We start from the raw sequence: 16,072 nt of genomic DNA on the forward strand, positions 1-16,072 counted from the left end.
GTCGTTATGTTATTGTCCCCGGTGTTCGTCTACCAGCCTGATAAACTCATGAAAGAGGTACTCCGAATCCGTTGGTCCCGGTGAGGATTCCGGGTGATATTGGACGGAGAAAACCGGCAACCCCCGCAGGCGCAGGCCCTCCACCGTGCCGTCGTTGAGATTGATGGGGGAGACAAAGGCTGTCTCCGGTAAAGAGTCAGCCTTTACAGCGTAACCGTGATTCTGGGAGGTGATATAGACCCGGCCGGTGTTTAAATCCTTCACTGGATGGTTGCCGCCTCGGTGGCCGAAGGGGAGTTTATAGGTGTCGCCCCCCAGGGCCAAGGCCAGGAGCTGGTGGCCCAGGCAGATACCCATTAACGGCACCTGGCCCAGCAGTTCCCTTACTGTAGCCACGCCGTAAGGAACGTCCTTGGGGTCACCCGGGCCGTTGGAGACGACTACGCCGTCAGGATGTAAGGCTAAAATAGCGGCTGCGGTACTCCGGGCCGGCATGACGGTTACCGTGCAGCCTTCGCGGTGCAGCCAGCGGATAATATTATCTTTGACGCCGAAGTTATAAAGGACCAGGCGGCGTTCACCGCCAGCGACGGTGAAGGGCTCTTTATTGGTCACCGCCGGTACCAACCCGTCACCGCTAAGTGGCGGATCAGTGGCTGCCAGGGTCTTTATTTCTTCTATATCGACCTCGCCAGTGGCCAGGATGCCCCGCATGGTACCCTGTCGGCGCAGGTGCCGGGTGAGGGCGCGGGTGTCCACTCCCTCCAGGGCCGGGATATGGTGTTCCTGCAGGTAGTGCTCTATATTACCTGTTGCCCGCCAGTTACTAGGGCGGCAGCAGGCTTGATGGACGATAAAACCGACTACCCGGGGTCGTTCCGACTCAAAGTCCTCGGCATTGACGCCGTAATTGCCGATTAGAGGATAAGTCAGGGTGACGATCTGGCCGCAGTAGGAGGGGTCGGTCAGGATCTCTTGATAACCGGTCATACTGGTATTGAAAACGACCTCTCCGTGACAGCGGCCGTGGTAGCCGAAGGCCTGGCCGGTAAAAACCGTCCCGTCAGCCAGAACCAGGTAACCGCGCACCGGCATTCACTCCTCTCTACTCGATAACCTTCCCATCCGCCATCACTAACCGGCCGCCGACAATGGTGGCCACCGGCCAGCCCTTCAGTTTGCGCCCGTGCAAGGGCGAGTTGTGGCCCAGGGAGTAGAAATCATTGACGTTGACTTCCTTCTCCAGCTCCGGGTCAATGATGGTTACGTCGGCGACGCCTCCCGGCGCCAGGGTGCCGCCGGCGACGTTGAGAATCTGGGCCGGGTTCGCCGTCCAGGCCTTAATGGCCTGCTGCCAGGTGAGTTTACCGGGCAGGATCAGCTCCGTCACCACCAGGGGCACGGCCGTCTCCAGGCCGACCATGCCGAAGGGGGCATAATCGTATTCTACGTCCTTATCCTCGTCGGCGTGGGGGGCGTGGTCAGAGGCGATGGTATCAATATCCCCGGCGGCCAGGGCTGCTGCCACAGATGCTACATCTGCTGCCGGGCGCAGGGGTGGGTTGACCTTGGTACTGGTATCGTAGCTCTGGACCAGCTCATCCGTCAGGCAGAGGTGGTGGGGCGTGGCCTCGGCCGTAACCTGGACTTTCCGGGCCCGGGCCTCTTTGAGGAGACGCACCGAGCCGGCGGTGCTGACGTGGGCCAGGTGCAGCCGGCCCCCGGTCATTGCCGCCAGGAGGAGGTCCCGGGCTACCATAACCTCCTCGGCCGCCGCCGGGATGCCCCTGAGACCCAGGATAGTAGCCATGAGGCCCTCGTGCATGAGGCCGTCGTTGGCCAGGTCGGCGTCTTCACAGTGGCTGATAACCGGCAGGTTGAACATTTTGGCGTACTCCAGGGCGTGCCGCATGACCAGGGCGTTCATCACCGGGTGGCCGTCGTCGGAAAGGGCCACAACTCCGGCCGCCGCCAGGTCGCCGATCTCCGCTATTTCTTTACCCTCCAGGCCCTTGGAAAGGGCGCCGATTGGGTAAACCCGGACGACCCCTTCCTGGCGGGCCTTTTCTTTAATAAAGGCGATGACGCTGGCGCTGTCGGCCACCGGGTTGGTATTGGCCATGCAGGCCACGGCCGTGAAGCCGCCAGCTGCCGCCGCCCGGGTGCCGGTGGCGATGGTTTCCTTCTGCTCGTAGCCCGGCTCGCGCAGGTGGACATGCATATCAATCAGGCCGGGGGCCACAATCCGGCCCCCAGCAGGAATTACCTGGGCGTCTGCCGGAGCCTCGATATCCGCCTCTAAGGCGGCAATCTTTTCTCCTTCGATTAAAACATCCAGCTGTTCGTCCAGATTCCGGGCCGGGTCAATGACCCGCCCGCCTTTAATTAAAATGGCCATTAGTTGGCACCTCCAATCAGCAGGTAGAGCAGGGCCATACGCACGGCCACCCCGTTGGTGACCTGTTCGTTAATGGCTGCTTGCAGGCCGTCGGCCACCGCTGGGGCAATTTCAATCCCCCGGTTCATGGGGCCGGGGTGCAGGACCAGGGCGCCGGGCCGGGCGAGCTGCAAGCGCCGGGGGGTGAGTTCGTACAGGCGGGCGTACTCCCGCAGGGAGGGGAAGAGGCCCTTCTTTTGCCGCTCCTTCTGGATGCGCAGGACGTTGATTACATCTACGCCCTTCAGGGCCTCCTCGGTGTTGTAGTAAACCTTAACGCCCAGGTTTTCAATCTCCGGGGGCATTAAGGTGGCCGGGCCGATAACCCTTACCTCAGCCCCCATTTTCGTCAAACCCCAGATATTGGAACGGGCTACCCGGCTATGGAGGATATCTCCCAGGATAGCTACTTTTAAACCCTTAAACCCGCCCAGCTTCTCCTTGATGGTGAACATATCCAGCAAGGCCTGGGTAGGGTGCTCGTGCATGCCGTCACCACCGTTTAAGACCGAAGCCTCGATGGTCCGGGCGAGCAGGGCTGGACTCCCGGCGGCGCTGTGACGGATAATGACGGCGTCGGTTCCCATGGCTGCCAGGGTACGCGCCGTATCCCGCAGGGATTCTCCCTTCTGGACGCTGCTGGTGGCCGTGGCAATGCTTACGGTGTCGGCCCCCATGTACTTGGCCGCCAGTTCAAAAGAAGTCCGGGTACGGGTACTCGGCTCATAGAACATGGTCACCACCAGCTTGCCCCGCAGGGTGGGAACCTTTTTAATATCGCGGCCCAGGATCTCCTTCATGGGAGCCGCCGTCTCCAGGATAAGTTCGATCTCGTCTGCTGCCAGATCCTTTAACCCCAGCAGGTCTTTACGCTGCAGGCGCAAAGCAAATCCCTCCTTTTCCAGGCATAAAAAAACTCCTTATTGCTTGCCGGGCTAATAAGGAGAACGTCGCCGCCATCCTTATCAGCCTCGCCGGACTAATTTCAAGGATTAACATCGGCTTCTTCCGGTAATTCTCGGATTAAAACTTGATCGACGCCGTCGATTTCCGCCAGTTGAACGGCTATCTCCTCCTTCCGGGAGGTCGGCACGTTTTTGCCAACGTAGTCGGCCCGCACGGGCAGTTCCCGGTGGCCCCGGTCGACGACTACTGCCAGCTGGATGTTCTGAGGCCGGCCCAGGTCAATGAGGGCATCCAGGGCTGCCCGGAGGGTGCGGCCGGTAAAGAGGACATCGTCTACCAGAACTACTTTTTTGCCATTGATATTAAAGGGGATCTCCGTGCGATGGATAACGGGCTGGACGCTCAGGGTGGTGAGGTCGTCGCGGTAAAGGGTAATATCCAGGATACCCAGGGGTACCTTGACCCCTTCTATTTCCTCGATCATGCGCTGCAGGCGTTCCGCCAGGGGTACCCCCCGGCGCCGGATACCGATAAGTACCAGGTTCTCCGTCCCCCGGTTACGTTCCAGGATCTCATGGGCGATACGGATTAGGGTGCGGCGCAGCTTATCGGCATCCATGATCTTGGCTTTGACTGCCAGATCCATTTTCAGCCACTCCTTCCGGGCACTAAAAAGCCTGCGCTCTTTGCTGGCGCAGGCTTAGCGTACCACGAGTTTCGGTTCCCTACTCCCTTGCTAGCCTCGCCGGACTAACTTAAAAGGACCTTCTGGGATATATTAGACCATAGCCTGTCTCCTGTCAAGGGTTAATTTTCACCCCCGCTACGGCTGCTATCAGGCCGAAGCAGCCGCTGAGCATCATATTGCCATGGGGGGCGGCCCAGTAGTAATCCTCGTGGATAGTCAGGCGGCGTTGGGGTCCCGTCACGGCCACAAAGCGGAAACCATCCCCCGGCTGGTAGGAGGGGGCAATATAGCAGCCGTGGCCGCCGTCGTTCAAGATCTCTTCGTTGGTCAGCTCCCCGGACCGCAGCTTCGCGACAAAGGCGGCCAGTTTGTGGCCGCTGAGGCAGCTGGTGTGATGCTCGAAGAGCCCCAGCACCCGCTGTCCCTGGACCAGAACGCCGATGGTGTGCTGGTTGCCGCAGTTAACGATAATTAGGCCTTCCTCCCGGCGGGCCGCCACCCGGGCATCTTCCAGGGCACCCCACAGGGCAGCCGCCCCGGTGTCCATGAGCCAGGCACCAGGGGCCTGCTCCCGGACGGCCAGCATGCGGGTGAGGTAGGCCGGCGGTTCCCGGTAGAGGAGGTCCGCCAGGCGCCCGCCCCCGGTGACAAAGCGCTGCCAGTGTTGAAAGCGGAAAACGCGGTCGCTGCTGCCCTTTGGTGCCTCACCATGATCCAGGACGGCGATGGCCACCTCTCCCGGCAGTTTTACCCCGTAGGGTGCCAGGCTCCCGGCCAGGGTGGCCAGGTCCACATCGCCGGTTTTGATCAGCTCGGCGTCCTCCGGCGGCCGGTCAGTTATGACTATCCCCAGCTGGCGCACCCGTTCCAGGTCGTCATAGACCGTCCGGGCTGCCGTCGCGGTAGCATAGGCTTGGCAGCCGGCGGCCAGGTGCCGGCGCAGGGCGCCCACCAGGTAACCGCCGCCCATGAGGTGGCCGGTGAGAAAAACATCCCGGCGGGCGGCTGTAGCCGCCTCCACCCGGCGGCCGCAAATGACCGTCGGTGAGGGCAGGGTAAGCTGGACGCAGTTCTCCAGAGGCTGGTCCGGGCGGTACAGGAGAATATCCTGGGTACCGCCGCCGATATCAATGGCCAGCAAGGGTCGGTTGAGCACGATTAGACCTCCCACATAGCCCTTATTCCTTACTATCTCTCATTATCGTCGGTCTGTGATACTGCTTATTTAATATCCTTGATTGGCTTCTCGTACCTTCCAGGTAATTAATCAACTTGCCTGGCCGGTCAACCTTATAGCGCAGTCCGGCGGGCCAATACAGCTGGCCAGGTTACGCCATACTAATGGCGTATAACGCGCGAGCGGCTAAAACCGGCGGTGGTCTGGGTAGTTCCTTCTAGCACCTTTTGTATCGCCTATTATTGCTTATCCCTTTCGTCCTGATCCAGGCCTTTCTTAAACTCTTTGACCGTCCGGCCCAGGCCCCGGCCGATTTCCGGCAGTTTCTTCGGGCCAAAGATCACTAGGGCAGCGCCGATAACAAGCACCCAGGCGTAGGGACTAAAGAGTGTACCGAAGGTAATAATGGTGATTGCCCCCTGTCTAAATTTCCTTTAACTAAGGATAGCACATCCTTCAACCGGGGACAAGTTTTGGCGCCGGATAGCGATTTATCCCGGGCAAGGCGAAAATTACTGGTCCAGAGATGGACCGGAAAACTGCTCCGCAATGATGCGACGAGGGTTCCCGGCATGTTAAAACCGCGGTGGCGCCAGTTCAGCCATCCAACCGCCGGCGCAGGAGGTAAATGGGAGGGTAAAAGCAAATAGCAATAAAGACGACCAACCAAGCCACGTGTCCCAGAAGGGACCAGCTCAACTGCCCCAGGACCAGGGGCCGCACCAGTTCGACTACATGGTAAAGGGGAATTAGCCAGGCCAGGCGTTGGACAAACACCGGCATGGCATCCAGGGGAAAGAAAACCCCGGCAAAAAGGAACATAGGCGTGATGATCAGGGTGAAAAAGTAGCTAAAGGTATCGATCTTCGGCACCAGGCCAGTCCATATCATCCCCAATTCGGCGAAAGCCAGGCCACATAAGACCAGAACCGGCAATACCAACAGGGCTGCCGGCGAGGGCACCAGGCCCAGGAGAAAAATAACCAGCAGGATTATTGAACCGTAGAGGACGCTTTTAAAGGTTCCAAAGAGCATCTCACCCACCACTACTTCATCCAGGTTCACCGGTGTGGCGACAATGGCGTGGTAGGTCTTCTGAAACTTCATCCGGACAAAGCTGTCGTAGGTACATTCGGAGGCCGTGGCCCACATGGCCGAGGAGGCGATCAGGCCCGGGGCCAGGAACTGGAGGTAGGTCATTCCCTGGATGGCCGGGATATAGTAACCCATGCCGTAGCCCATGGCCGCCAGGTAGAGGAGGGGCTCCAGGAAATTAAACATGATGTTGGTCAGCCAGGTCTTACGAAAGACGACAAAGTCGCGCCAGAAGACCTTCCAGGCACGATAGGAGATATCTATCTGCATACGTTCCCCTCCGAAAATATGGTTCTACGCCTCGGACCAAGTCGCCTTCCGCCTGTACTCGCCAGCCCTTCAGCCAGCATTTTCATAATTTTGTGGCGGGGGCGACAGCCCCCATGAGGGGCTTCTTAAGAAAGATTTCTTCCTGTCAGTTTCAAAAAGACATCCTCCAGGGTAGCCGGCCGCAGGGCCTGGTGGCTAAAGTTGCCGTCGAGGCCCTGTACCTGCCGCCAGAGGCGGCGGCCGTTGCTGGTATATAAATACAGGGTTTGGCCAATGGTGTGGTAGGCCAGGATCTCCCCGGCCACCAGGGGTAAAATCTCTCCGGCCCTGCCGTTCACCGGCGCCAGTTCCAGGACCTCCCGGCCGACATGGTGCTCCACTAGCTCCCGCGGCGCCCCTTCATCCAGGATTACGCCCTGGTCCATGATCACCAGGCGGTCACAGAGCTGGGCCGCCTCTTCCAGGTAATGGGTGGTGAGAATCAGGGTCACGCCGCCGGCCTTCAGCTGGCGCATTTTTTCCCACACCAGGTGCCGCGCCTCCGGGTCCAGGCCGGTGGTGGGCTCGTCCAGGATAAGGAGTTGCGGCCTGTTAATCAGCCCCCGGGCGATAGCCAGGCGCCGCTTCATCCCGCCAGAGAGGTGCTCGACTGCTACCCCTGCCTTTTCCTCCAGGCCGGCAAAGGCCAGTAGTTCCTCTACCCGCTCCTGGGCCACCGCCCGGGGCAGGTCAAAGTAACCGGCATAAAGGAGCAGGTTCTCCGCCACCGTCAATTCTGGATCTAAATTATCCTCCTGGGGCACCACCCCCAGCCGGGCCTTAATCTCCCGTGGTTGTCGGCGGGCATCGTGCCCCAGGACCTCCAGGGTACCCCTGGTAACCGGGGTGAAACAGCAGAGCATTTTGATGGTCGTGGTCTTCCCGGCGCCGTTGGGCCCCAGGAAACCGAAGCATTCACCCGGACGGACGTCGAAGTCTATCCCTTTAACAGCCGTAAAACCATTATACTTTTTCATCAGGCCTCGTGCCCGGACAACCTCGGTCACTGGTGCGCCCCCCACAAAAATACCCCGATGCTTCGGGGTAAGAATTTACCACTATTATAAGCCATGCCTGCCTCTATTAGCAAGATCCGGCAGCCTGGCCCATTCCTGGTTTCCAAACACCCTAGCGCCCATAAGCTCGGGCTTTTTCCCGGGGCAGGCTGAAGCCCAGGAGGGTGGCCAGGCGCAGGGCCAGGCGAACCGGCCAGAAGGACAGCCGGCGCTTTAAATCCTGGCGTTCTTTTTGCAGGTCGGCCACCGTCCTTTCCAGGTCCTCGTTGGCGATAAGGGTAGTTTGGAGGCGGTATTCCTGCTCCCGCAGTTGCTGCTTCAGGCGCGACTGCTCCGCCTGGGCGTCGCTGACGGTTTTATTCAAAGTACCCTGGAGCTGCATCAGGCGCGTCTCCAGGTGGCTCACCCGCTTCTTCAGGGTATCCCGTTCTACCCGCAGGTTGACCAGCTGTTCCTCCAATTGGGTCAATTCCTGGCGCAGCTCCTCTTTGCGCCGGTGAAGCTTCTCCAGATCCCCCAGGAGGTTTTTATTTTCCTGTCGTAGGTCCGCGATTTCCTGCTGCTGCTTCTCCCTTTCGGCGTCCCTGGCTTCCCCCGAACGGCTAGAACCGGACTTACCACCGTTAATCAAACTGAACTCCTTGGGCGCCCAGCTCGACCGGCCTGTGTCCAGGGAAAGGCTGGCCGCTTCGGCCCCGGCGGCTATCTCTTCCCAGACCGGACCTTCCCTGTTTTCCCGGGCAGTAGCCGGTGTTAACCTCGTCGGGGATGCCGGCGTCGCTTTCTCGCCGGTATGTTTAAGGGGAAAGAGCTTGTCCCAAAAATCGGTATCTTTAATATCCTGTTCACCGGCCGGGACGGGTCTGGCCAGGGGCAGGATAGGTGCTCCGGTAATGGCCGGGTTAGATCCGGATCTTTCGGCCGACAGAGAAACCGGCGCTGGAGCTATAAAACCGGATTTACTACTGGTAGAATTTGTTGCCGCGGCCGCCATGGCCTTTTTGTCATTGGCAGGGTTTGCCGCCGGGATAGTCAAAGAAGGTTTAGCCCCGGTAGAGGGCACCCCCGATGCTGATAGATCAACTTCATTGCTGTGGGGGGATACGGCTAAAAGTTTACCGTTAGGGGCAGGCGCCGCTGTTGCTGCTACCGCAGCCGGTTTACCGTTTGTTGCGGCCGCCGGTGCGGCCGCCGTTACCTGATTATTCCCGGGGGCATTCTTCCCGGTAACCGCCCCGGCTGTCGCTGCTGCAACTTCCTTCTGCCCCTTCTCCACCTCTGCCGCCGATTCCGGTTCGATATAAGACCAGTGAATCAAGCCCCAACGGCCATCTTTAAGCCTGATAAAACGCCCGTCGGCTACCAGCTTCTGCTCTCCCGGTATCTCCGGTTTCCCTGCTTCTTTTAATTCCTGGTTGATCTCATGCAGGCGCAGGGCATCGCCGTGGGCCTGGAGGACCCGGTGGCCGGCGTCGTTATCCTTCAGGCCGTCCAGGCGCAGGCACCAGAGGCCCTTGCCCTCACTGCGAAAGCAGGGGTTTTTGGTCAAACAGCGATTGACGTTTTTTTGCACCTTGGCCGGCAGCTGGTTGGGAAGCAGGCGCTGCCTGGCTTCAGCCACCAGTTCGTCTACAGCCTGGGGCGAGTACTCAAACAAGCGCAGTTTCAGCAGATCCGTGAGGGAATCTATTCTCCCCATCACCTTAACTTTGGTTATCTTGGGTGCCGGTACATTTTTCGGTTTTTTGGCCACGAGTGTCACCTCTTCCTGGTTTTTAGGGTTAACCATTAATTACCAGGTAATATTTGACACCCATCCAGCTTTTTCCTGCTAGAAAAATGACTTTTTATGTCATTATTTGGTAATTTACTAACCAAGCCCACAGGGGTATGGTTAACAGGGAAAGCAAAGTAGTGGCTACGACCCCTTCGGAAACCAGATTGTAGTCGCCGTCATACTTCCGGGCTACCGCCGGGGCGATGGCTGCCGCCGGCATGGCCATCTGGATGATAATCAGGGAGCGTGCCATTTTATCCCAGGATGGTAACAGAACCATTACCAGAAGAGCCAGGGCCGGGAAAATTAGCAACCTGATAATAGTCATCAGGTAGACGATCTTATTGCCCGCCAGGGTGCCCAAGGGTGACTCGGCCAGCATGGAGCCCACCAGGAGGAGGGCCAGGGGCACCGTGGCCTGGCCCAGGCTGTCCAGGGGATGGAAGATTAGCTCCGGAATCTGCCAGCGGAGGAGGGCCAGGGCGAAGCCCAGGACAATGGCCAAAACGTTGATATTAAAAATCTGGCGCCAGTCCAGGGTCTTCTGCTGGCCGTGATCCTGCATCAGCCAGACCCCCAGGGTCCAGAAAAGGAGGTTATGGCCCAGGGCGTACATGGCGGCATAGAAAATCCCCAGCCGGCCAAAGAGGATGTAGGCTACCGGGAAACCCAGGTAGGCTACATTGCCAAAGGCGGTGGCGAATTGAAAGGCAAAAGCCGTCCGGGGGGACAGGTGCAAGGCGGCCGCCACCAGGATGGTCAAAACGTAGGAAAGTAAAACCAGGATCAGGGAGGCCGCCAGAATGAGCCAGGCATTGGTCAATTCCGCCGCTGAGACCTTCAAGTTCATGGAGGTGACAGTCAGGGCCGGCATAGTGAAGTAAAAGATAATGTCCGAGATCACCTTATCGCCCTGGGTATTAAGGATTTGCCGGCGCCGCCCCAGGAAGCCCAGGGCGACAAAGAAAAAGAGGGCCCCTACCTGCACCCCGACCGATAATAGCTCCTGCATGTTCATTCCTTCCGTAGGATGAGGATATTCTGGTGGGTGATGTTGGGGACAAAAACGGATTTAACGGCGTAGGGTTTTAAAGGCCGGCGGGTGGCTTTGTTGGACCAGATCCTCACCCCTTTAAATTTAAACCCCACCTGGCGCAGGGCCTGGGCTACCAGGAAGCCCAGGGGTACGTATTCCCCCCGCTGGTAGCGATCCCCCACCAGTATCACCAGGTAGCGGCCGGGCTGGAGGACACGGTGGATCTCGCCTCCTATCACCTGCAGGCGTTCGAGAAAAGAGACCAGGTCCGGGGCCTGGCCCAGGTCGGCGGTCGCTATATGAGAGGTTAACGAATGAGCCAGCAAGTCTGGCCGCCTGGTGCCGGGATCGGTTGTCTCTATATTAGAGGCAGCCGTATGCGCCCGACTGCAGGGCCTGACGGCAGGGATAGCAGCAGTCATATTAAAATTCGTCTCGTGGGGAAACCCTCGTGCCCCGTGGTTTATACCATAAGGTGGATCGGTAATAACTGCAGCTATCGATTCCGCCGCCAACTGCCGCAGCAGCTCCAGGCAATCACCCTGGCGCATCTCCCCGTCGATAGACCTGCTGGTGATGGTCTCCCCACCGGTTATTACTTCATCCCGGCGGCGGAACATACCATCAGCGACGACAAAATCCCTCTGAATGGTCCGGTAGATATCCACCCAGCGAGGGTCAAGTTCAAAGCCCAGGCTGGGCCGGCCAGTCAGGGCCGCTCCCAAGAGGGTTCCCCCGACCCCGGCGAAGGGATCAAGCACCAGTTCCCCCTTCTTGGTAAAAAAACGGATAATCTCCGCCATGACCTCCGGGGGTTTCATGGCGCCGTGTTTTTTACGCAAAGGATGGGTGGCATCAGGAGGGTAGGCGGTGATATAGAGGGTGTCGGTCCAGTAGAGCCACTCCCGGCCGTCGAGATCGTTCAGCCGGTTCTGGAGTTTACCCGCCATGGGATGTCTCGCTTTCGCCGGCAGAATCCCCGCTCTCAGCCGCCAGGAGGGACCGGGCCTGTTTGGCTACCGGCGCCGGCACCTGGACCAGGACCATACCCATGGGACTTACAGTTAAACCATAAACCTTGCCCAGGGGTTCGGCCTGCAAGCGGACCAGAAAGCCCGAAGATTCGAGTAGGCCTTTAATCAACTGGGCCTCGATGGCGTCCCGGATGGCAATAGTTACCCATTCCCCTATCATTGCTAGCTATCCCTCTCCCGTTTTCTCCCGGCGCAGCTGGTTCAGGACCTGTAAAAAAATCGCCGGCGGTGGTGTGGTAAATTCCAGGTAATCGCCACGTACAGGGTGAACAAAACCCAGACAACCGGCATGGAGGAGCTGCCCGGGTACATTAAAGGGGCACCGCCGGGGGCCGTATTTAGGATCGCCGACTACCGGGTGGCCGATGAAGGCCATATGAACGCGGATCTGGTGGGTACGTCCTGTTTCCAGGCGCGCCTCCAGGAGTGTATGCTCGGGAAAATGCTCTACTACCCGGTAATGGGTAACGGCCGGGCGGGAGTTTTTCCGGGTCACAGCCATCCGCAGCCGGTCGACGGGGTGACGGCCGATGGGCGCCTCGACCCGGCCTGCTGGTTCCGCCACCGTCCCGTAAACCAGGGCCAGGTAAACTCTTTTCACGCTGTGGTCTTTAATCTGGGCTGCCAGGCCGCGGTGGGCGTTATCATTTTTTGCCGCTACCAGGATGCCGGAAGTATCCTTATCCAAGCGGTGGACGATGCCCGGCCGCAGGACGCCGTTAATCCCCGACAGGTCCCGGCAGTGATATAAAAGGGCGTTCACCAGGGTACCCTGCTCGCTCCCCGGCGCCGGGTGGACGACCATCCCCTGGGGTTTGTTGACGACGATGATATCCTCGTCTTCATAGAGGACGTCTAAAGGAATGGCTTCGGGCTTGACCTCCAGCCGGGCCGGTTCCGGCAGCCGCACTTGAATCCTCTCGCCACCCCGCAGGCGGTAGTTGGCCTTCAGGAGACTCCCTTCGACCAGGGTTATCTCCCCGGCCTCCAGGAGCTGCTGCACCCGGGAACGAGATACCTCCGGCATCACCCCGGCCAACCAGGCATCCAGGCGCTCGCCCTTGGCCTCCAGGGGCACCACTACTTCCCGTTCCCCGGTCACGGTTCCCTTCCCTGCTCCCCGGCCGGCAGCAGGAGCTGCCAGCAAAGGATAATGACCCCGGCGACAATGGCCATATCGGCCAGGTTAAAGACCGGCCAGATGCGCAGGTCCAGAAAATCAACCACATAACCAAAACGCAGGCGGTCCAGCAGGTTACCCAGGGCGCCTCCGAGCATCAGAGCCAGGGCCAGGCGCAACAAGGGCCTGTCCGGCGGCAGGTAACGATAAGCAGCCAGGATGATGATCGCCACCAGCACAGTGACCCCGATAAAGACCTGGGTCTTGTTGGCCAGCAGACCAAAGGCCGCCCCGGGATTGTGGACATAGGTCAGGTGAAAAATAGACCCGATCACCGGCAGGCTCTGGTTGGGCTGGAAATTAGTGCGAATCAGGTACTTGCTCACCTGATCGACGGCCAGAACCAGCACTACCAGCAGTAAGAAGGGCAAGCTAATCCCCCCAGGAGTAATAATCCACCAGGTGATGGACCGGACCGTAACCCTGGCCGATGGCCCGGGCCTGCCGGATCGCCCGGGTAATATAATCCTTAGCTCCAGCTACCGCCTCTGGTACCGGCAGTTCCCGGGCCAGGAACGCCGCCAGGGCTGCCGAGAAAGTACAGCCGGTCCCATGGGTATGACGGTTATCCAACCGCGGGGTAGTAAAGGTGCGAATTTCTTGGCCGTCAAAGAGAATATCCGTCGCCGCTCCAGTCAGATGGCCGCCCTTAATCACTACATAGGGAACACCCAGGTCATAGAGCTCCCTGGCGGCAGCAGCCATTTCTTCTTCATTACTTATTTCCCTCCCGGTTAATACCCTGGCCTCGTCCAAGTTGGGTGTAATGACCAGGGCCAGGGGCAGCAGCTTCTCCTTCAGGGCCTGGCGTGCTTCCCGGGCCAGGAGGAGGTCGCCGCTTTTCGCTACCATAACCGGGTCAATGACCAGCTTTTTCAGGCCATACTCCCGGACTTTAGCGGCCACTACTTCAATAATACCGCTGTTGGCCAGCATGCCGGTTTTAACAGCGTCAGCGCCGATATCACTTAAGACGGAGTCCAGCTGGCGGCCGACAAACTCCGGCGGCAGGTCAAAGACCCCTTGCACCCCCAGGGTGTTCTGGGCCGTTACTGAGGTGATGACGCAGGTGCCATAGACCCGCAGGGCAGCAAAGGTCTTCAGGTCGGCCTCGATGCCGGCACCGCCGCCGGAATCGGAACCGGCAATGGTCAGGGCTTTATCCATCGGCTTTACCCCCATTCATTTTCTTATCATACCATGATAACCTGTGGGGGTAAACTATATTTTGCAACAACTAGCACCTGGGAGGCGATTGTTGATGACCCGGATACCCTGTGAAGTCGATTTTTGTATCCATCATGACGGCAGCGGCTTCTGCCGGCTGGATACCATCCACGTTACCCGGAACGGCCTGGACACTAATTGCGGTGACTTCGAGCGCCAGTTGCCGGGGGAAGATACTACTACCATTTTCTCCTACGGCAAAGCCAACGACACCCTGGAAACCCTGCCCTATGATTGAGATTCCTGCCTTACCCGGTCCCAGCCAGCATCACCAATGACTTTTTCCTCCGGGGAGCCTTCGTCATCGATGTAGGCCCCGGTATCTTCATAAAACACGCCGTCGGCACCCCGGAAATAGGGGATATTATCTACTGCTTCGACGGCGTCCTGGTCCTCATCCAGATCCAGGGGGCCAAAGTAGGAACCGCTCCGGGCTTCGGCGGCATGTTCAATGGTCCGGCCCAGTTCCTGCCATACGTCTTCCCCATCATACTCCACTGCCTCCTCTTCATCGGGATGCTTCTGGTGGGGATCTGTAGTCTGGCCGCCAAAGGGCGGCAGGATAACAGCCTCCTCCACCGGGCGGGAGTCCTTATCCCCCTCCCCTTCCATCTCCTGGCGGCATGCCAGGCAGAGGGTAGTTTCCGGGATAGCCTCCAAACGTTCCCGGGGAATCTCCCGGCCGCAGCGGCGGCAGTAGCCGTAGGTACTTTCCTCCATACTCCGGAGGGCGTCCTCAATCTTCTGTAGCTGGATCTGAACGTTATCCCGCAGGGCCCGGTCTTTACTGCGCTCAAAGACCTCAGTGCCCAGGTCCCCGGGGTGATTGTCATAGCGGGAGAGTTCCTGGGTGGCGTCAAATAGGGATTCCCGCAAGCCGCCGCTATTAAGGGAATCGAGCTGCTCTTCCAGGTGCGCCTTTTCGGCCAGCAGCTTCTGGCGGAAATGCTCCAGGGAGTGTTGGTCCATAGTGATCGTAGCTCCTCGCATTTAATATACTTCCTTCTGGACCATGCGTACGATCTCGGCGATAAGTTTGCCGATTACCGGCAGGTTCAGCAAGGCCAGTTCGCGGATGATATAGATGACAATAGCCCCCAAAATAGCGAAACCGACAGCAATACCCAATCCCCGGGCGATGCCGGCGGCAAAGTTCAAGTATATCAGCCGCCCCGGCCGGCGGTAGAGTTCAACCCACTCGGCCACGTTGGCCTTTTCCATGGTTGTTATTAGTTGCTGGATCTTATCGCCGAGGTAAGATGCGCCCCGTTCAACTTCGTTCAATAGTTTACACCCCATAGTCAGCCAGGTTTCAAGGGAGCCGTCGTTGCCGTCCCATTGCCGGCTCAACATGATCCCTATCCCGTCCTTCTACCGGTGCGGCACCAGAATTATAGGCGTCTTTAACATATATCTTGCCCTCTATCCCCGGCCTTAAATCAAAAATCCCGCGTCAGGGACGCAGGATTTTTACTTTGGCGCCGCCGGCCACCAGGGCGGCATTGGCCTCGTCAGTATCCAAATGGAGTTCCAAGCGGGAATCATCCCCCACCCGGATGATTACATTGCTCAAAATCAACTCCCTTATACCCGGCACCCAGACCTGAACCCGTTGGTCGTCATGGAGGTGCAGTTCTGCAGCCCGCCCGGCCTCCATATGGATGTGGCGGGCAGCCAGGATGACTCCCCGGGGCATATTTAGAGCCCCGGCCGGGCCGACGACTGCTATGCCCGGGGTGCCCTCCAGGTCGCCGGACTCCCGCACAGGGGGTTTGAGTCCCAGGTGGAAACCGTCGGTCATGGATATCTCCACCTGGGAATGGGAGCGTACCGGTCCCAGGACCCGCACTCCTTCGATGACGCCCCGGGGACCGACAATGGTGACCGTTTCCCGGGCAGCATACTCCCCCGGCTGGCTGAGTTCCCGGTAGACGGTCAGCTCATAGCCAGGCCCGAAAAGGACCTCCAGGTCCTCCCGGCAGAGGTGAAGATGGCGATTGGAGATGCCCACAGGTACTTCGACAGGCAAAAAGTCCGTCTCGCGAAAAGTTAGCACTGGGCCGGACCATCCTTTCGCCTGAAAGTTATCTGATGAACGTTACCTGGTCTTATTATAAGTCCCGCGGGCCGTTTTTACCCGGCGTTTTTACCCGGATGGTAAGCTTCCCGCAGACTGATGCGGTACAGGCC

The 16,072-nt window shown here is 58.9% G+C and carries 19 protein-coding genes; 1 reads left to right on the top strand and 18 read right to left on the bottom strand.

The window, feature by feature from the left end:
- Positions 1–9 precede the first annotated feature (9 nt).
- The 15 genes from carA to thiD form a co-directional block, all read right to left on the bottom strand.
- On the bottom strand, positions 10–1,095 hold the full coding sequence (gene carA / locus SDD30_RS00745; protein WP_434073009.1) for a glutamine-hydrolyzing carbamoyl-phosphate synthase small subunit: 1,086 nt from the start codon (positions 1,093–1,095) through the stop codon (positions 10–12).
- A gap of 10 nt (positions 1,096–1,105) precedes the next feature.
- Positions 1,106–2,398 carry a dihydroorotase gene (locus tag SDD30_RS00750; protein WP_434073010.1) on the bottom strand — a complete coding sequence of 431 codons (1,293 nt, stop codon included), beginning with the start codon at positions 2,396–2,398 and terminating at the stop codon, positions 1,106–1,108.
- Positions 2,398–3,321, bottom strand: coding sequence for an aspartate carbamoyltransferase catalytic subunit (locus SDD30_RS00755; protein ID WP_434073011.1), 924 nt, complete (start codon positions 3,319–3,321; stop codon positions 2,398–2,400). The genes SDD30_RS00750 and SDD30_RS00755 overlap by 1 nt, the downstream gene beginning before the upstream one ends.
- A 101-nt stretch (positions 3,322–3,422) precedes the next feature.
- Positions 3,423–3,989 (bottom strand): bifunctional pyr operon transcriptional regulator/uracil phosphoribosyltransferase PyrR, encoded by a 567-nt coding sequence (gene pyrR, locus SDD30_RS00760; RefSeq protein WP_434073012.1) that lies wholly within the window; start codon positions 3,987–3,989, stop codon positions 3,423–3,425.
- A gap of 154 nt (positions 3,990–4,143) precedes the next feature.
- Positions 4,144–5,187 carry a DUF1786 domain-containing protein gene (locus SDD30_RS00765; RefSeq protein ID WP_434073013.1) on the bottom strand — a complete coding sequence of 348 codons (1,044 nt, stop codon included), beginning with the start codon at positions 5,185–5,187 and terminating at the stop codon, positions 4,144–4,146.
- A 260-nt stretch (positions 5,188–5,447) separates the two neighbouring features.
- Positions 5,448–5,612, bottom strand: a complete 165-nt coding sequence (locus tag SDD30_RS00770; protein WP_434073124.1) for a twin-arginine translocase TatA/TatE family subunit — start codon at positions 5,610–5,612, stop codon at positions 5,448–5,450.
- Positions 5,613–5,805: 193 nt separating this feature from the next.
- Positions 5,806–6,573 carry an ABC transporter permease gene (locus SDD30_RS00775; protein ID WP_434073014.1) on the bottom strand — a complete coding sequence of 256 codons (768 nt, stop codon included), beginning with the start codon at positions 6,571–6,573 and terminating at the stop codon, positions 5,806–5,808.
- 125 nt (positions 6,574–6,698) lie between these two features.
- Positions 6,699–7,589: an ABC transporter ATP-binding protein gene (locus SDD30_RS00780; protein ID WP_434073125.1), complete on the bottom strand. Its 891-nt coding sequence runs from the start codon at positions 7,587–7,589 to the stop codon at positions 6,699–6,701.
- 151 nt (positions 7,590–7,740) lie between these two features.
- A complete protein-coding gene (locus SDD30_RS00785) occupies positions 7,741–9,381 on the bottom strand; it encodes a hypothetical protein (protein WP_434073015.1) in 1,641 nt (546 codons plus the stop codon).
- A 94-nt stretch (positions 9,382–9,475) separates the two neighbouring features.
- Positions 9,476–10,417, bottom strand: coding sequence for an AEC family transporter (locus SDD30_RS00790; RefSeq protein WP_434073016.1), 942 nt, complete (start codon positions 10,415–10,417; stop codon positions 9,476–9,478).
- A gap of 2 nt (positions 10,418–10,419) precedes the next feature.
- A complete protein-coding gene (locus SDD30_RS00795) occupies positions 10,420–11,391 on the bottom strand; it encodes a DNA methyltransferase (RefSeq protein ID WP_434073017.1) in 972 nt (323 codons plus the stop codon).
- A complete protein-coding gene (locus tag SDD30_RS00800; RefSeq protein ID WP_434073018.1) occupies positions 11,381–11,635 on the bottom strand; it encodes a hypothetical protein in 255 nt (84 codons plus the stop codon). Before SDD30_RS00800 ends, SDD30_RS00795 begins: the two co-directional genes overlap by 11 nt.
- A gap of 6 nt (positions 11,636–11,641) precedes the next feature.
- A complete protein-coding gene (locus SDD30_RS00805; protein ID WP_434073126.1) occupies positions 11,642–12,577 on the bottom strand; it encodes an RluA family pseudouridine synthase in 936 nt (311 codons plus the stop codon).
- Entirely contained in the window at positions 12,574–13,026 is a 453-nt protein-coding gene (gene lspA, locus SDD30_RS00810) for a signal peptidase II (RefSeq protein ID WP_434073019.1), read from the bottom strand. The genes SDD30_RS00805 and lspA overlap by 4 nt, the downstream gene beginning before the upstream one ends.
- A 1-nt stretch (position 13,027) precedes the next feature.
- Entirely contained in the window at positions 13,028–13,822 is a 795-nt protein-coding gene (thiD, locus tag SDD30_RS00815) for a bifunctional hydroxymethylpyrimidine kinase/phosphomethylpyrimidine kinase (protein WP_434073020.1), read from the bottom strand.
- Positions 13,823–13,916: 94 nt separating this feature from the next.
- On the opposite strand from thiD, the gene SDD30_RS00820 reads away from it, so the two are divergent.
- Positions 13,917–14,120 carry a DUF1540 domain-containing protein gene (locus SDD30_RS00820; protein WP_434073021.1) on the top strand — a complete coding sequence of 68 codons (204 nt, stop codon included), beginning with the start codon at positions 13,917–13,919 and terminating at the stop codon, positions 14,118–14,120.
- Here SDD30_RS00820 and SDD30_RS00825 read toward each other — a convergent pair.
- The 3 genes from SDD30_RS00825 to pduL form a co-directional block, all read right to left on the bottom strand.
- A complete protein-coding gene (locus SDD30_RS00825) occupies positions 14,111–14,872 on the bottom strand; it encodes a TraR/DksA C4-type zinc finger protein (RefSeq protein WP_434073022.1) in 762 nt (253 codons plus the stop codon). The two genes, SDD30_RS00820 and SDD30_RS00825, sit on opposite strands and share 10 nt — an antisense overlap.
- Entirely contained in the window at positions 14,873–15,181 is a 309-nt protein-coding gene (locus tag SDD30_RS00830) for a DUF5665 domain-containing protein (RefSeq protein ID WP_434073127.1), read from the bottom strand.
- A 154-nt stretch (positions 15,182–15,335) separates the two neighbouring features.
- Positions 15,336–15,938, bottom strand: coding sequence for a phosphate propanoyltransferase (pduL, locus tag SDD30_RS00835; RefSeq protein WP_434073023.1), 603 nt, complete (start codon positions 15,936–15,938; stop codon positions 15,336–15,338).
- Positions 15,939–16,072 lie beyond the last annotated feature (134 nt).

This window comes from Moorella naiadis (nom. illeg.) (assembly GCF_051020825.1).
GTDB lineage: Bacteria > Bacillota > DSM-521 > Neomoorellales > Neomoorellaceae > Neomoorella > Neomoorella naiadis.

What these genes read in the sequence shown, in the direction of transcription:
- SDD30_RS00780 (WP_434073125.1), bottom strand. Translation starts at nt 7,589, where the DNA reads ATGAAAAAGTATAATGGTTTTACGGCTGTTAAAGGGATAGACTTCGAC.
- carA (WP_434073009.1), bottom strand. Translation starts at nt 1,095, where the DNA reads ATGCCGGTGCGCGGTTACCTGGTTCTGGCTGACGGGACGGTTTTTACC.
- thiD (WP_434073020.1), bottom strand. Translation starts at nt 13,822, where the DNA reads ATGGATAAAGCCCTGACCATTGCCGGTTCCGATTCCGGCGGCGGTGCC.
- SDD30_RS00820 (WP_434073021.1), top strand. Translation starts at nt 13,917, where the DNA reads ATGACCCGGATACCCTGTGAAGTCGATTTTTGTATCCATCATGACGGC.
- SDD30_RS00825 (WP_434073022.1), bottom strand. Translation starts at nt 14,872, where the DNA reads ATGCGAGGAGCTACGATCACTATGGACCAACACTCCCTGGAGCATTTC.
- SDD30_RS00830 (WP_434073127.1), bottom strand. Translation starts at nt 15,181, where the DNA reads ATGGGGTGTAAACTATTGAACGAAGTTGAACGGGGCGCATCTTACCTC.
- pyrR (WP_434073012.1), bottom strand. Translation starts at nt 3,989, where the DNA reads ATGGATCTGGCAGTCAAAGCCAAGATCATGGATGCCGATAAGCTGCGC.
- SDD30_RS00790 (WP_434073016.1), bottom strand. Translation starts at nt 10,417, where the DNA reads ATGCAGGAGCTATTATCGGTCGGGGTGCAGGTAGGGGCCCTCTTTTTC.
- SDD30_RS00800 (WP_434073018.1), bottom strand. Translation starts at nt 11,635, where the DNA reads ATGATAGGGGAATGGGTAACTATTGCCATCCGGGACGCCATCGAGGCC.
- SDD30_RS00795 (WP_434073017.1), bottom strand. Translation starts at nt 11,391, where the DNA reads ATGGCGGGTAAACTCCAGAACCGGCTGAACGATCTCGACGGCCGGGAG.
- SDD30_RS00775 (WP_434073014.1), bottom strand. Translation starts at nt 6,573, where the DNA reads ATGCAGATAGATATCTCCTATCGTGCCTGGAAGGTCTTCTGGCGCGAC.
- SDD30_RS00750 (WP_434073010.1), bottom strand. Translation starts at nt 2,398, where the DNA reads ATGGCCATTTTAATTAAAGGCGGGCGGGTCATTGACCCGGCCCGGAAT.